Origin of the sequence: Moraxella macacae 0408225, from assembly GCF_000320365.1 — a bacterium.
GTDB lineage: Bacteria > Pseudomonadota > Gammaproteobacteria > Pseudomonadales > Moraxellaceae > Faucicola > Faucicola macacae.
This window is the reverse complement of the sequence record NZ_ANIN01000001.1, coordinates 631,226-647,857: the sequence shown is the minus strand read 5'-3', so window position 1 is coordinate 647,857 and position 16,632 is coordinate 631,226. Positions and strand designations below refer to the sequence as shown.

Genomic DNA, 16,632 nt, shown 5'->3' with positions numbered 1-16,632 from the left:
ATTTTACACCAAACGGTCGTTTAGTCTTTAGCGCCCAATGCCAAAATACTCACCCTTAAAAGAAGCAACTTGACTGTCGGTTAAAATATTTTTGGCATCAAAAATTGGCAATGCCACTTTATTTAATTCATTGACATCAGGCGGTATCAATCCTGACCAATTGACGATAAACAATGCATCGGCATTTTGCAAAATCTCATACGGCTGATCGGCAATGCTTAACAACGGATTGTCATTGTACAATTGCTCCAACTCAAAATTGGTATTGTTTAAATACACATAAGTTTTAATGTGATACGACCACAACAGCTTAAGCAATGGGTGAATGGCAGAATTGGTGGTAACTCCCGCCCCAATGCGATAACCCGCTCCCCAAATTGCAACCGTTCTATTTTCAATATTGCCATCAAAATATTGCCAAAATTTACGAAAACTTAGCTCTTTTTGATCTTCATTAATGGTTAATACCGATGACAACAGATGATTTTCCACTTGGTTTTGTTCAAATTTTTCTTTTAACAATGCCAACTCATTTGGCAAGGATTTACCGCCAAAACCCCAACCTGCGGACAAATACGAAGCTCCCACGCGACTGTCCTGCCCCATGATCCGCTCGATTGCTTTGATATTAACCGATTCGCTATCCGCCAAGCGAGCCAACTCATTCATAAGCGACAATCTTGTACCAAGCATTGCCATGATCGAACTTCTGGCAAATTCAATGGTTTTGATATCAGAAATTTCGCAGATTTTGGCTTGATTTTTTAAAAACAACAACACATCAGAATACATCACACTGTCAGGGGTTTTTTCACCGATCATGACCAAATCAGGCTGATAAAACGCATTAAAATTCATGCCCTCTTTGATAAAAACAAAAGGCAAATAATAAACCCACTGCGTTTTTAACTTACAAGACAATTCATGGATTTTGCTAAGTTTTTTCACACCGCTTAAAATAATGTGCGTGTGCGGATTGGCTTGTTTTTGAGCAAAGCACGCCAAATCATCGTCGCTTAAATTATCCAAAAACAACCAAATCGTCTTGCCAGCCACATCATTTTTTAGCCGCTCCACCTCATCATCGCCGTAGGTTACAGGCATGATTTTTTGTTTGGCAACATACAATGACCAAGCCAAACTCATTTGGGTATCAAACTTATAATGCAACAAGGTTTCTTCAATTTTGTCAGCACAAGCCAACATGTAAACTTGCTTACCAAGATTGGCAAGAAAAATCGCGGTATTTATCGCTTCATGACTGCAATCAATGATAAAAACCTCATCTAATTTATTGCTGCTCACTGTCTACCCCCCCCCTTGTTTTTTATCACGCCCAATAACGCATTGGTCGATGAATCAAATTTATTGGTAAAATCGGTCGTTTGTAGTTCATTGTAGACACTATTTGCCATCACTTTGCCCACTTCCACGCCCCATTGATCAAAAGGATTGATCTGCCAAATCACACTCATAACATAGACTTTATGCTCATATAAAGCAATAAGCGATCCTAAGGTTTTTGGTGATAAGCTGTTTAATAACAAGGTTGTGGAGGGTTGATTGCCACGATATTGTTTAAATTTTCCAAATTCATCTTGTTTGTTTTTTAATTCATCAGGCAACGCTCCATTGCCAAATGCCATAACCTGCGACTGGGCTAAGCAATTTGACAAGGATAGTTTGTGTTGATTGGCAAGTGATGAATTATAAATTTGTGCACCATTGTAACGATAAATTGGCGTGATAAAATCGCACGATACCCTTTGCGTGCCTTGGTGAAGCAATTGATAAAACGCATGCTGAGCGTTTGAACCAATATCACCCCACAAAATTGGACAAGTGTTATAACCAACCGCCAAACCCTCACGATTGACCGATTTACCGTTAGATTCCATCTCAAGCTGGGTTAGATAATTAGGGAAAAAACTCAAGCGTCCATCATAAGGCAAAACCGAGTGGGCGTGAATGTTTAAAAAAGTCGCATTCCACACGCCAATTAAACCCAAAAGCACGGGCAAATTATGACGAAAATCAGCAACAGCAAAATGCTTATCCATCAGATTTGCCCCTGCCAATAACTCATAAAAATTATCCATACCAATTTTAATTGCAATAGCCAATCCGATCACGGACCACATGGAAAACCTACCGCCAACCCAATCCCACAACAACAGTTGATTGTCCGTATGAATGCCCCACTCACTCATTTTGTCGGCACGCGTGGAAATGCCAATAAAATGACGGTGCAAAATCGTCGCACGATTGTCATGGGCTGCAAGCAACCACTGCAAGGCAGTATTGGCATTAGACAAGGTATCAATCGTACCAAAAGATTTTGAAGAAATAATAAACAGTGTGGTTTGTGGATTTAAAACTTTGGTTAAACTGTCTAATTGTGTGCCGTCCATATTGGAAACAAAATGCACCTTGATATCCGTATCCGCCCACTCGGATAACGCCGTGGTTGCCATGAGTGGCCCTAAATCAGATCCACCCACGCCAATATTGACAACATCGGTAATTGCCTTGCCTGAATAGCCACGCCAGATTTTTTGACGGATAAGATTTACCAAAATTTCAGCCTTGCTAAGGCTTGCATGCACCTCCGTATTGACATCAACACCATTAACCATTAAGGTTTCGCCTTTTGGACTGCGCAATGCTGTGTGCAAGGCTTCACGATTTTCGGTATCGTTAACTTTTTTGCCTGTTAATAAGTCATTGATTTTATTGGATAGTTCAAATTCATTGGCAAGGTTTAATAAATTTTGTAAAATCACCTCATCTATGACTTGCTTGCTAAAATCCATATAAATATCGCAAGCACTTGCACTAAAAGTCTTGCCACGATCTGCATCTTTGGCAAATAAAGCGTTTAAATCAAGATCGGTTTTGGCAAGGTTTTGCAAGGTTTGCCAAGCTGGATTTGCATTCATGGCAAAAGCTCCTGTGTTGCGTCTAAGATTGGTAAAGCTGTTATTGACAGAGCTGTTTATTGGCAAAATAAATAAACGCTTGCATGTACGTTACCATATCGCCTGTATCAAAACTATCACCAACCATGGTTACCACGTCCATGCCCTGCACACCTATCAGTGCATCGATTGCATCGGTAAGCTGAATTTCACCGCCAACACTTGGGGCAGTTTTGGCAAGATAGGCAAAAATCTGTGCATCAAATACATAACGACCAACCACGGCTAAATTTGATGGTGCAACATCTGCTGATGGTTTTTCAACAAAACCTTTCACCGCAAAAGATTGGTTACTGTTTGTTTTTTTAACCACTTCTTTATGATCAAGGCGAGCAATGCCGTATTTATGAATGTCAGATTCGGCCACTGGATCTACCAAAATTTGACTGCGTCCTGATGTTGAAAATTCTTGCAACATGTGGGTTAAATTATCACTTCCAAACGTTGGCAAAAATGGATCAAGCACCACATCAGGAAGCAACACAGCAAAAGGATTGCTGCCAATTACCGTTTGTGCTTGTAGCACCGCATGACCAAGCCCTAAAGGTTTGCCTTGACGCACGGAGACGATTTTGACATCATCTGGTAAAAAATTTAGGCTATCTGCCAATTTGGTTTTGCCTTTGTTACGCAATTGATTGTCAAGCTCTGCATGAATATCAAAATAATTTTCAATGGCCGTTTTTTGGGCGTGATTCACCAAAACAATGTTTTTGATACCAGCCTTGATAGCTTCATCAATAACGTAATGAATAGATGGTCGATTGCCAAGTGGCAACAGTTCTTTTGGCACAGCCTTTGAAAGTGGCAACATGCGTGTACCAAACCCTGCAACAGGAATAACCGCGTGAGTAACTTTTGTCATTTTTTTTAAAACCTTTATTTAATAAACCTTATGATGAAGCAAGCAATAATCAATATCTTCTGACTTTAACACAAGTTTTTTTGGAATAGAAAACAGTTTTACATGCTCGGTTGGCATATTGACATTTGGAATCACTGGCATTTTTTGTTTTGACAAACAATCTATATGCCAAAGCCGCCAATGCTCCCAATAATCAAGCCTATCCAATGCAGACTTTTGGTTATAAATCCCAAATTCTTTAGAAGTCATTAATGAGTTATCGCGATGACTTGCAAAAGTCAGTGGCAACTTAATTCTGGCAATGGCATGATTGCCAAATACCACTTTTAAGCGTTCCAAAAACTCACTATCCGCCCCCGTGCGTACATTATGCCAAAGCCCTGTTTTTTGCATGACCAATTTACGGCGAAATAAAGGCGAGGCAGGATTTTGACGCAAAAATGGATAAAATTGACGGATATAAAACTGCCCATGTTCATCAATTCTTAACCAATCAGAAAGCGTTGCAATTAAATTTTTATCAGAAAGTAACGGCAAGGTTTGTTGTTCAATTTTCTGCGGATGGGCAAAATCATCAGAATCTTGACACGTAATAAACTCACCTGTTGCATACGTCGCACCAATATTTTTGGCAACAAAAGTTCCGACATTTTTTGGCAAATCTATCAGTACAATGCGTTTGTCTTTATTTTTTAATGCTTGCAATTTTTGTAAACTGTCATCTGTACTGCAATCATTAATGATGATAATCTGTAAATTTTTGTAACTTTGGTTAAGCAAACTGTCTATACATGCCACAATTGTATCGCTTGCGTTATATACTGTTACCAAAATACTCACCAAAGGCATATTTTGTTGCACAGGATCGACATGATGACAAGTTAAATTATTAACAGACAGTTGTTGGTTCTTATCATAAACCGTTAATTTGGTTAAATGATTGTTTAGCAAAAAATGATTCAGCGTATCAAGTTTGCTTTGAGTGGTATGATGAACAATATTGTTTAACAAACACACCGTATTAATATCATCACTTGGCAATTTTTTTAATAATTTTTCATCAATGGACTGCTTAAAATGATGGCACAGAGCAACATAAACCCCCAAATAATACTTACGAACCAACAAATATCGATTGTTATGCAAAAACTTAAAGACTTTGGCAGGATATAAGGGCAACAAAGCAATGACAATTGCTTTTTGATGAAACCAATAATATTTGTTTGTCAATAACTGATGCACAGTAAAGGCTGCATCAGATTTGGTAATTTGAAATCTTTTTAATTGAGACAATTTATAAGCACATTTTGATTTTGGCAAAACCGTCCAATGATCTTTTAAAACCGTCTGATACAAACCCAATTGTACTGCATGCCAATAATTTTTTGGCATGCAGTAACGAATGGATTCAGAATGGGTCGCAAGTTCAAAAACAGCAGGTTTTTTATCAAATTTATCAAACATCACAACTTAATAATCCGAGCCAGATAAATCCTTAGTATAAACCTTATCCAAACTATCTTCAATATCTGCGGTAATGCGATTAGCCACAATCAGATCGCTTTGTTGTTTAAAGCTGTCTAAATCATGAATAATTGGCGAACCTAAAAAATCATCTTCTGCCAATTTTGGTTCATAAATCACCACTTGAGTGCCAACCGATTTTAACCGCTTAATAATGTCTTGAATGGCAGAATCGCGAAAGTTGTCCGATCCTGCTTTCATAATCAAGCGATAAATACCAACCACTTTTGGTGATTTGGATAAAATGTCATCAGCAATAAACTGCTTGCGCGTTTGATTGGATTTTACCACAGCTTCTATCAGATTTTGTGGTACGTCTTGGTAATTGGCTAACAATTGTTGAGTATCTTTTGGCAAGCAATAACCGCCGTAACCAAAACTTGGGTTGTTATAATGCACACCAATACGCGGATCTAGACTTATTCCTTGGATAATCTCGGCGGTGTCCAAATTATGCACACTGGCATAAGTGTCCAATTCATTAAAAAACGCAACTCTAAGTGCCAAATAAGTATTGGCAAACAATTTTATCGCTTCAGCTTCGGTGCTGTTGGTTAATAAAATCTCAATATCTTCTTTGATCGCACATTTTGCCAACAGTTTGGCAAATTCTTCGGCACGTTGTGATTTTTCACCAACAATAATACGCGCAGGATAAAGATTGTCATACAAGGCTTTGCCCTCGCGCAAAAACTCTGGTGAAAAGATGATATTTTGCGTATCAAATTTTTGTTTAATTTTATTGGTATAACCCACAGGAATGGTGGATTTAATCACAATCAATGCCTTTGGATTGATTGCCAATACGTCCGCTATCACCGCCTCTACGCTATCGGTATTAAAAAAATTGGTCGTTGGATCATAATTGGTTGGGGTGGCAATAATCACATAATCGGCTTGTTCATACGCAAGTTGTTTATCCAGTGTCGCCAGTAGATTTAATTGTTTGCGTGCCAAAAAGTTTTCAATTTCAATATCTTCAATTGGTGATTGACGGTTGTTGATTTTGGTAACTTTATTGGCATCAATGTCCAAGGCAATAACCTTGTGTTTTTGGGCAAGCAACACTGCATTGGATAAACCAACATAACCTGTGCCTGCAATGGTGATATTTTTCGTATTCATATTCATTTTCTGCCTATTTTGTCGTTAAATTTTTGTCGTTAAACTTTGTCATGACTTTCTTGATCGTTTTTTGCAAAAACAAACTTTCTGCTTGCATCGCTATCTTCTGTTGGCGTGTAGGTATAATCGTCAATCTTCATGCGCTGCAATGCCAAATTTACCGCTCTAAAATGATTTTGTTTTTGTAATCCAAGTTTTTTCACCGAAGTATTTTCGCCATGCAAGGTACGGTTGTAACATATCTTGTTCAGATGTTTAAATTCACCAACTTCACTTAGTTTTAAGAACATGTCATAATCAATGGAATTTTGTAGGCTTTCGTCAAACCCTGTGGTTAAATTCCACGCTCTGGCGGTAAACATTCTAAAATGGTGAAAAATCATGGCGGTTATCGCTTTTTCTCGCGAAAACACTGGCCAATTATAGCCATTGGCAATCAACTTACCATCAGCATCGACATTTCTGTTGGTGGTATAAACACAAGCTAAGTTTCTATTGGCAAAAAACTCTTTTAAGCACAACTCAACCGCATCAGGTTCTAAATAGTCATCAGAATCAAGTTGACCGATATAATAACCGCGACATAACTTCACCGCTGTGTTTGATGCTTTGGCAATACCGCCATTGGTTTGCGAAACAAATCTTACTCTGGGGTGGCCGCCGTAAGTCTCTTTGATTAGTTTTAATGTGTCATCGGTTGAACCATCATCACAGATACACACTTCCAAATCATTAACTGTCTGATTTAACGCACTGTCAACGCACCGAATAATGGTATCTTGGCAATTGTAAGCAGGCACATAAATAGAAACCAACGGAATTGTTTTCATCATTGCAGTTTCGATAGGCTCTAACTTACGATAAAAATACGGAATTTTTTGTCCAATAATTTGTCTGGCAATAATTTGCCCTGCGGAGCGATCGGTCTCATTTTCTTTGCCAGGTGGTTCTTGGTGATACGCCATCGCACCGTCCAATGCTTGAAAAAAACACCCTGCTCTATACAGTCGATAACCAAATTCATTATCCTCACCGCCCCAGTGGGTAAATTCTTCATCAAAACTGCCAGCTTTTGTCATCCATTTTTTGGCAAACGCAACATTACCACCGCTAAAATAGCGAAACGGTGAATCGCACATTCTTAAATTTTGGGTATCAGCAAAATGCTTCAAACGCCAATCTTTGGAAAAATTATCACTGGAATCTGTACTGATACTGTCGCTTTTAACTGGGGGTAATTTTTCAAAAATATGCTTGTCTTTAACCACTTGACTAAGCTCAAGATCATTGGTGTCAATGTATTTTCTTGGGCCAATATACGCCACATCATCACACTCAACCAACGCATCTAAATACGAATTAACCCATGTTGGATTGGCCGCCATATCACAATCCAAAATTGCAACGAAATCATATTTAGCGGTTCTTACACCAAGGTTTCTGACTGCACATAATTGGTAACCGTAATCTTTTTGTCGGACATATTTAATATCAAGTTGTTGCTCAAATTCTCTTACGATTTTAGAGATATCCTCTGAACTGCCATCATCAGCAACAATCACCTCAAACGGATAAGCAGTTTCTTGATTCACCAACGAAACCAGTGTAACGGATAAGATTTTAGAGCGGTTAAAAGTAGGAATAACCACACTCAAACCGACATTGTCATGAGTTCTTTGTTTATAATGATGCTGCTTTAGCCAAACAAAATCATTGGTTGATTCTGGCAATTTAGACAAAACCATGTCTTTTGGAAATTCTTTTGGTACTGGGTTAACCGGTTTTTCTTCAGCATTGGCAGATTTAATTTTTTTAAACTTGGCAATATCCTCCAACAACTTTTCTCTGTCTTGAGTGTTTAGACTTTTTTGTTGATTGTCCACCAAAATTCTTGTGGTAGAATCAAGTTTTTTGTCTTTAAATTTGTCTATTATTGCACTGTTGGCAGTAGCAACAGTATTATTATTGGCATTAAGGTTTAGTTTTTTTTGACACAATAAAATATTAGGCTCAACCAAATCACCAAATATTTTCTTAAGTTCAAGATACATATTGAGTGCTTTTGCATACTCACCATTATTGTACAACTGATTGGCTTCTTTTATATTCATAACATCTGTCTCATTTACACTTTACGGTTTTGGTTTCACTTTTTTAATGTCGATTTTTTAATCGCTGTTTTGAATTGTTTTTTGTTTTATAAGGCTTTATTTTCCTTTAAACAAAACCAACTCCTTACCCAGTTTCATGGGCAAATCCACCACATCTTTTGGTGATTTTAAACTGTCAACCAAGGTTTTACCCAGTCTATAAGACAAATGTCTTTTTACTTTTTCGGCTTCTTGGGCGTCTTGGTATGCCTCTAACGGCGGCAAATCTTTATGGTTTTTTTCATTTTTTTGGAATGAGCGATATTCTTTTGCCAAGGCTAAAGGCAAAATTGCCAAATCTTTGGCGGATTTTGAGTGGCTTACCATCGTTGCACCCAGTCTATAAGGCAGATCTTCTTTTACCCGATTGGCCGCCCCATAATATACAGGTTTGGGTTCGGCCGGTTTGCCTTGTTTTAGGCGTTGGTTTTCCAGATAATATTTTTCAAGCTCTTCTTGTACTTTATGAAGCTGCTTAATCATCAGATCGTTTTCTGTTATGGAGCTGTTATCGCCGTTGTTTTTATCAAGTTTGCTTTTATCAAGATTGTTTTGAGCTTGTGCCAATTTTTCGCGTTCTTTCACCAACTCTTCATCGGCTTGTTTTTTGGCTTTTTCAAGCTCAGTAACTTTTTTAACCAATTCGTCAGATTTCTTTGACAACTCATCAGATTTTTTAACCAATTCGTCGGCTTTTTTCTTTTCTTGAGACAAATGATCGCTTGATTTTTTGTTTTCAAGATAATACTGCTCAACCTGTTCTTGTGCTTTATGGAGCTGATTTAAAAGCAGTTGGTTTTCTTTTTCTGCTTGCTTGTCGTTGGATTTGGCATGTTCGATAAGCAAGGTTGTTTTGGTTAACTTTTCAGAAAGCTGTTGATTTTCGTGCTTTAACCCAACCAACATTTTTTCTGTTTGTTGCAAAAACAAATCATTTTTCTTTAATGCGTTAAAAGAATTAATCAAGTTGGCTAGTTTTTTCTCTTTGGTTACCACCAAATCTTGCTTAATCGCGATCGTTGCTTTGTTTAACAGTTTTTTGTATAACTCAAAACATTCAGGATACGCACTTAAAATTTCATCAATCACAACATCAAGCACCGGCGTTTCTACCGGTTTTATTTCCGTGCCAATCGCATTGACTTGCCAATTACTTTTTAGTTTTAGATCGGTTGCAATTGCTTGGATATGCTCTTTAACATGCATCAAGTTGTCAACCGCTGCTTTGCCTTCGATCAACAAACAATTATTTGGACTTTTTTCAAAAAAATCCAACATTGTTTGATGATAGTCGATCCACTGTTTTAATGCTTCGTCTAATATCTTAGCGTCTAAATTCTCCACCAATAAGTTTTTTAATGCCAAAACCGGCGAGTCAAACACCAAAATAAAACGAATGTTTGGATCGGCTTCTTGCCAATAGTGCAAGGTATACAAATTATTTTCATCAACCCAACCCCAGTTTTCATTGTCAATATTGGACAACAACAAATCAACAACCAAGTTATCTACCATTTTGGTATTTAATAAAGAACCTTTGTTGCTATAAACTTTTGCTAAAGTCTCGGTGATTTCGTGTGCTGAAAGATGATGGGTGTGGGATTTCATTGGTTCGGACAAGCCACGTTCATAAAGCATTTGCATAAAATGTCGCGAATACGATGATTGATGGCCCGTTTGGATAATGACACTCATAGTGATAAATTCTCATTTAATTGCAGGCAAGTTGGACTACCCCCCCCCGTTTTTTTAAAAACGAGAAAGCTACGACAGCGATAAGGGAGTCCTGTTAGATGGGTCGCCAATAAATTAGCCAGTTAAGTTTAGATTGATTAAAAACACTAATTAAAAGCACTTAATACAGCTTGGTTTTAACTTAACTGTGCAATATAAGGCGTTAAATATGGAATGTGAGTATAACAAAAATTATTCAATTTAACAAATTTTTTGCATTGAAATTTTTTATTGATTTTTTTAAAGTACAATTTATGTTAGGTGAAAATGTTTTAACTGACTGCCTTTTTTAATATCGACTTTTGCAACAATCCCCAAAAGTTCGTCGTATTTATCCGCCAAAAAATCCCCAGTACCGGGGCGGCGCACCCACAGATTTTCTTCGGTCAATACCTCGCCTGCTTTGATGTCTTTATAAGCCACCACCGAGGCAAAAGCAAAATCACTGGTTACTTTTTCTGCTTGCACTGCACCTTTTTTACCGCCACGGGCTTTGGCAATTTGATGACTGGCTTTGATAAGATCGGCCATACCATCGCCGTCCATGGAACAGTTAATATCAGGCCCTGGGCGTTTAAAATTGTCGGTAAAATGCCGCTCCAAAATACTCGCTCCTACAGCAACCGCACCCATACACACATAATTATCCACACAATGATCAGACAAGCCCACCACAGCATTTGGAAAGTGTGCTTGTAATTCACCAATTGCACCCAAACGCACAAGCTCAGGAGGCGTCGGATACACATTGGTACAATGCAGCAGTGCATAGGGTACGCCTGCTGTCTCCATAATTTGTACGGATTTTTTGACACTGTCAATGCTGTTCATGCCAGTAGAAACAATCATCGGCTTGCCAAATGACGCCACCAATTTAATCAGCGGATAGTTGTTGCACTCACCTGATCCGATCTTATACGCCAACACACCCATACGCTCCAAACGATACGCCGCCTCGCGCGAAAACGGCGTGCTAATAAACATCATGCCTTTTGACTCAACATATTGTTTTAGTGCAATTTCATCGGCTTCATTTAAGGCACAGCGCGCCATAATTTCATAAATTGACACATCGGCATTGCCCGGAATGACTGATTTTGCCTCATCTGACATCTCATCTGCTACAATATGAGTTTGGTGCTTGATGATTTCTGCACCAGCACGGCATGCCTCGTCCACCATTTGCTTGGCAACAGCAAGCGATCCTTCATGGTTAATGCCAATTTCAGCAATTACCAGCGGTTCATAATCGTAACCTACCATACGATCGCCAATTTTAAAACTTGGTTTTACAAAACTCATAACAATTCCTTAAGTATTTATTAATTTTTTATCAATTTTCTTTGTCAAGGTTTTTGATCAACGCATTTGCCAGTTGTAAATCCGCCAATGTGTCAATATCAATGGAAGACTGCGTATCCATTTCTATCACCGCTTGTGGATTGCCAAAAAAAGTCTGCTCGCTCACCAAATCCGCTATTTTTTTGACATACACCGCACCATTCACGCGATAGGCTTTTGGCAAGGCTTGGCGTGGCATTTGTAAATCCGCCAATTCACGCACAGGATCAAAACCGCCCACTTCATTTAACACCATCATTTTATAAGGGTGATGTTCGCTTGGAGTAACCGTTACCACCGATCCTTGGGCGTTGTTTTGCTCAAATGCGTTTATCGAGGCGATAATATGACACGCATTGCGCAGTGGACTGGTTGGCTGTAGCAAAACGCACACACTCTCCAAAATTGGTAAAAAATCCAACATCTCATTTATCACATCAATGGTTTTAGCCGTGTCGCTTGCAGTTTTTTCACTGCGAAAATGCACACTTGCTCCGTATTTTATCGCTTCATCGGCAATTTTTTGGCTGTCGGTAGACACGATAATTTTTTGAATTTGCTTAACTTTTTGAGCCTCTACAATCGCACGAGCAACCAATGACACCCCGCCCACCATTTGCAAATTTTTATCTTTAATGCCTTTAGAGCCACCACGAGCAGGGATAATTGCAACATAATTTAGCCTTTGGGTTTTAATGGTTTTGGTTGTCATTTTTTAAATCCACAAACACTTTTTGTACAGGAATTTGCCACAATTCATCGCTATTGATAAATTTTTCAAACAATTGCGTGCTGTTGCCCTTGCCAAAATAAGTCGATTGTTCCAAATGCAAAGTGTCAATTTTATCAATTGCTTGCAAAATATCGCTTTCATCATAACCACAATCAATCACCGATTTGCCACGAAAACGCACATGTTGGCGCGTGCCAATGTTGATACTTGGCAGGCCATAAAAAGGGGCTTCGCGCACACCTGCACTGGAATTGCCTATGATAAATTTGGCGTTTTTTAACAAGGTCAAAAAAAATTCAAACCGAACAGATGGGTAAATTTTAAACCGCTTGTTTTTTTGATGGTTTTTAATCACATCTAAAATCTGCAAACTGCCCGAGTCATTATTGGGATAAACCACAATGTAATTTTTTCCTGATTTTTCCAGTGCCAAAAACAAATTTTGTGCATAATCGCCAATACAAGCTTCTTCACTGGTTACAGGGTGAAACATAGCAATGGCATATTCGTCAAAAGGCAGGTTGTAATGCTGCTTTACTTGAGTAAAAGTCGGCAATTGTTTAGAGATCATCACGTCCAAATCAGGCGATCCAATGATAAAAATATGCAGCTTATTTTCACCAAGTTGGATCAGGCGCTGTTTGGCATCTTCATTCGCAACCATGTGAATGTGCGACATTTTACTAATCGCATGCCGAATGGAATCATCAATCGTGCCAGACAATTCACCGCCTTCAATATGACAAACGCGAATATGATTTAATGCTCCAACCATAGCCCCTGCCAACGCTTCCACGCGATCGCCATGCACCACAAGCATATCAGGCTGTATCGCATTGACAAGTTTGGCAACAATACCAATTGTATTGCCAAGCACCGAGTCCATCGGCTCGTTCATATGCTGATTGGCAATGAAATACGTGTTTTGGTAATGCTGGCGTTTCACCTCGTGAAAAGTCGCTCCGTACAAGGGCATCATGTGCATCCCTGTTACCAAAACGTGCAATGTGAAATTCTGCGAACCCTCAACATAATTCATCAGACTTTTGATTTTGCCAAAATCTGCTCGCGTGCCTGTGATAAAAAGGATTTTTTTCATACAACTGTTTAACAAAAATAAAAAACACCCCTATAATTATAGAGATGTTTTGTCAAAACTCAATGCATTTTTATAAACGATGTGTTTTTATAAACGATGTGTTTTTATAAACAATAATTTTGCTTATTTTTTCTTACGTTGAATGGCGTGAATGGCTCGTCCATCTGCGGACAACACCGCTTCATGCACCGCTTCTGATACCGTTGGGTGAGCAAATGTCATCAGTTGTAGATCTTCAATGCTTGACACAAATTCCATCGCTATCATGCCTTGATGTACAATTTCACCAGCCCCTGCTGCCACAACGTGCATGCCTAACAAACGATCGGTTTTGGCATCAGCAACCACTTTAATAAAACCTTGTCCCTCGCCTGCTGCCAAAGCACGCCCATTGGCCGCTAAGCTAAATTGTCCAGTTTTCACCTCATGGCCTTTTTCTTTTGCTTGTTCTTCAGTCAATCCAACCCACGCAATTTCAGGGTGAGTATAAATCACGCTGATGATGGTGTCATAGTTCACTTGCACTTTTTCGCCGTGAATGCGTTCAACCGCCATTACGCCCTCTTCCATTGCTTTGTGTGCAAGCATTGGTCCGCGTACCAAATCACCAATTGCATACACGCCCTCTAAATTGGTTTTGCATTGATCATCAACTGCAACCAAACCACGATCGGTTAACTCAACACCAGAATTTTCACCCAACAAACCTTCTTTATAGGCACGACGCCCCACACACACAATCAGTTTATCAAACGTTTCGGTTTTCGCCTCGCCTTTGACATCGGTTGTAACCACAACTTGACCGTCTTTAACTTCAGCACTGGTTACTTTGGTATCAACACGAATATCAAGCCCTTGTTTTTTCAGTAGTTTTTCTGCTTCTTTGCTTACCGCTTTATCCGCAGATGCCAAAAATTGAGGCAAGGCTTCATACACAACAACCTCTGCACCAAGACGACGCCATACCGATCCCAACTCAAGACCAATGACGCCTGCACCAATCACCCCTAGGCGTTTTGGTATTTCGCCAAACTCAAGCGCCCCTGTAGAATCAACAATAAACTCATTGTCTACTTTAGCAACAGGAATGTCAACCGGTACCGAACCTGCGGCTAAAATCACATATTTTGCTGTGATAACGGTTGTTTCACTGCCATCAAGCGGTGCAAATTCTACTTGTTTTTCGCTTGATTTACCATCAAGCAATTTGCCCATACCTTGTAGCCAATCCACGCCATTGCCTTTTAACAAACCTGCCACACCAGCAGTTAAACCTTTGACAATGCCATCTTTACGCTCCAACATTTTGGCAATGTCAATGGTTACATCGCCAGTTGTGATGCCGTGTTCCGCCAAATCGTGTTTGGCCGCTTCGTAACGGTGCGAGCTTTCAAGCAAGGCTTTCGATGGAATACAGCCAACATTTAAGCAAGTACCACCAAGAGCAGGTTCGCCTTTGTGAACGCGTTTTTCAATACAAGCGGTATTAAAACCAAGCTGAGCTGCACGAATAGCAGCTTCATAACCACCTGGCCCACCACCAATCACGATCAAATCATAAGACTGTTTCATAGTTTTTTCCTTGAAGTGTTTTGAAATTTGAAATATTGTAACAATATTACGTTGTTTTGGGTTTTAAAGAATCACGCAATATTTTTACCAAGCTCAATATTTTTTATTTTATATTGTAATTAAAATTATAAATCAAGCAACAACATCGCTGGATTTTCTACCAATTCTTTAATTGTTACTAAGAACTGCACCGCTTCTTTACCGTCAATCAAACGGTGATCGTATGACAATGCAAGATACATCATAGGCAGGATAACCACATTGCCATTGACTGCCATTGGACGCTCTTTGGTTGCGTGCATACCCAAAATTGCCGTTTGTGGCGGGTTGATGATCGGTGTTGACATAAGCGAACCAAACACACCACCATTGGTAATGGTAAATGTACCGCCTGTCATATCTTCAATCGCCAATTTGCCCTCGCGAGCCTTGCTTGCCATATCACCAATGCTGCGTTCAATGTCCGCCATACTCATCTGGTCAGTATCACGCAATACAGGCACAACCAAACCACGGTCGCTAGACACAGCAACCCCCACATCATAATAACCATGATACACAATGTCTTTACCGTCAATTGATGCGTTCACAGCCGGAAAACGCTTTAAGGCTTCGGTTGCCGCTTTAACAAAAATTGACATAAAGCCCAATTTTACCCCGTGACGTTTTTCAAAACGATCTTTAAACTCCGAACGCAACTCCATAATCGGTTTCATGTTCACTTCATTAAATGTGGTAAGCATCGCGGTTTCTTGGGTTGCGGCCAATAAACGTTCGGCCACTCTTGCACGCAAGCGAGTCATGGGTACGCGTTTTTCAGCACGTTCGCCAACCGCCGTTGCAATGGTGCTGCCACTGTCGGTTTTGAAAGTTGGATTGGTCATATCTGCTTTGGTAACACGTCCGCCACGCCCTGATCCTTGAACTTCTGCAGGGTTTACGCCAGTTTCGTTAGCCGCTTTACGCACCGCCGGACTTTGATCTTTGTAGGCTTGTTCTGATCCTTTGGCTTGTACAGGGGCTGCAACCGATGCTGGGTTTACGGTTGTGCCTTTGTCCGCTTCTGCTTTGCTTAATTCTTCAGTTTGTGATTCTTCAGTTTGTGGTTTTGCTTCAGCGGTCGCGCCCTCGCTAAATTCAGCAATCACCTCTGCTGACAATACGGTATCGTCAACATTTTTAACGATTTTGCTTAACACACCATCAGCAGGTGCAATCACTTCTAAAACCACTTTGTCGGTTTCAATTTCTGCCAAAATCGCATCGCGAGTAACGGCATCACCTTCGGCAAAATGCCATTCTACAATCGTACCATCAGCAACGGACTCTGGAAATACAGGGGCTTTAATTTCTGCCATGGGAAACTCCTATCTATCGGCAATTTTTAACTTAAAAATTTTTTAAAATGAAGTTTAAGCAATTTTTCAAAAAACATTACAAAAAATATTAAAAATACTAAAAAATCACTTAAACGATTATTTACATGATAACACCAAAAACTTTAACACGAT

The 16,632-nt window shown here is 39.4% G+C and carries 12 protein-coding genes; all 12 read right to left on the bottom strand.

What is annotated here, in order from left to right; all coding sequences use genetic code 11:
- Positions 1-27: 27 nt before the first annotated feature.
- Positions 28-1,305 carry a UDP-glucose dehydrogenase gene (locus MOMA_RS02885; RefSeq protein ID WP_009767118.1) on the bottom strand — a complete coding sequence of 426 codons (1,278 nt, stop codon included), beginning with the start codon at positions 1,303-1,305 and terminating at the stop codon, positions 28-30.
- Positions 1,302-2,939, bottom strand: coding sequence for a glucose-6-phosphate isomerase (pgi, locus tag MOMA_RS02880; protein ID WP_009767117.1), 1,638 nt, complete (start codon positions 2,937-2,939; stop codon positions 1,302-1,304). The genes MOMA_RS02885 and pgi overlap by 4 nt, the downstream gene beginning before the upstream one ends.
- Before the next feature lie 40 nt (positions 2,940-2,979).
- Complete coding sequence (locus MOMA_RS02875) at positions 2,980-3,843, bottom strand: UTP--glucose-1-phosphate uridylyltransferase (protein WP_009767116.1); 864 nt, start codon at positions 3,841-3,843, stop codon at positions 2,980-2,982.
- An 18-nt stretch (positions 3,844-3,861) separates the two neighbouring features.
- The gene (locus MOMA_RS02870; RefSeq protein WP_009767115.1) at positions 3,862-5,307 is read right to left on the bottom strand and encodes a glycosyltransferase family 2 protein; all 1,446 of its coding nucleotides are present in this window, start codon (positions 5,305-5,307) and stop codon (positions 3,862-3,864) included.
- 6 nt (positions 5,308-5,313) lie between these two features.
- Positions 5,314-6,492: a nucleotide sugar dehydrogenase gene (locus tag MOMA_RS02865; RefSeq protein ID WP_009767114.1), complete on the bottom strand. Its 1,179-nt coding sequence runs from the start codon at positions 6,490-6,492 to the stop codon at positions 5,314-5,316.
- Between the two features lie 38 nt (positions 6,493-6,530).
- A complete protein-coding gene (locus MOMA_RS02860; RefSeq protein WP_009767113.1) occupies positions 6,531-8,603 on the bottom strand; it encodes a glycosyltransferase family 2 protein in 2,073 nt (690 codons plus the stop codon).
- Positions 8,604-8,699: 96 nt separating this feature from the next.
- Positions 8,700-10,337 carry a hypothetical protein gene (locus tag MOMA_RS09530; RefSeq protein ID WP_009767112.1) on the bottom strand — a complete coding sequence of 546 codons (1,638 nt, stop codon included), beginning with the start codon at positions 10,335-10,337 and terminating at the stop codon, positions 8,700-8,702.
- 291 nt (positions 10,338-10,628) lie between these two features.
- Positions 10,629-11,678, bottom strand: coding sequence for an N-acetylneuraminate synthase family protein (locus MOMA_RS02850; RefSeq protein WP_009767111.1), 1,050 nt, complete (start codon positions 11,676-11,678; stop codon positions 10,629-10,631).
- A gap of 31 nt (positions 11,679-11,709) precedes the next feature.
- The gene (locus MOMA_RS02845) at positions 11,710-12,429 is read right to left on the bottom strand and encodes an acylneuraminate cytidylyltransferase family protein (RefSeq protein WP_009767110.1); all 720 of its coding nucleotides are present in this window, start codon (positions 12,427-12,429) and stop codon (positions 11,710-11,712) included.
- On the bottom strand, positions 12,410-13,549 hold the full coding sequence (gene neuC / locus MOMA_RS02840; protein ID WP_009767109.1) for a UDP-N-acetylglucosamine 2-epimerase: 1,140 nt from the start codon (positions 13,547-13,549) through the stop codon (positions 12,410-12,412). Before neuC ends, MOMA_RS02845 begins: the two co-directional genes overlap by 20 nt.
- A gap of 123 nt (positions 13,550-13,672) precedes the next feature.
- Positions 13,673-15,121, bottom strand: coding sequence for a dihydrolipoyl dehydrogenase (gene lpdA, locus MOMA_RS02835; protein ID WP_009767108.1), 1,449 nt, complete (start codon positions 15,119-15,121; stop codon positions 13,673-13,675).
- Between the two features lie 125 nt (positions 15,122-15,246).
- Entirely contained in the window at positions 15,247-16,479 is a 1,233-nt protein-coding gene (gene odhB / locus MOMA_RS02830) for a 2-oxoglutarate dehydrogenase complex dihydrolipoyllysine-residue succinyltransferase (protein WP_009767107.1), read from the bottom strand.
- Positions 16,480-16,632 lie beyond the last annotated feature (153 nt).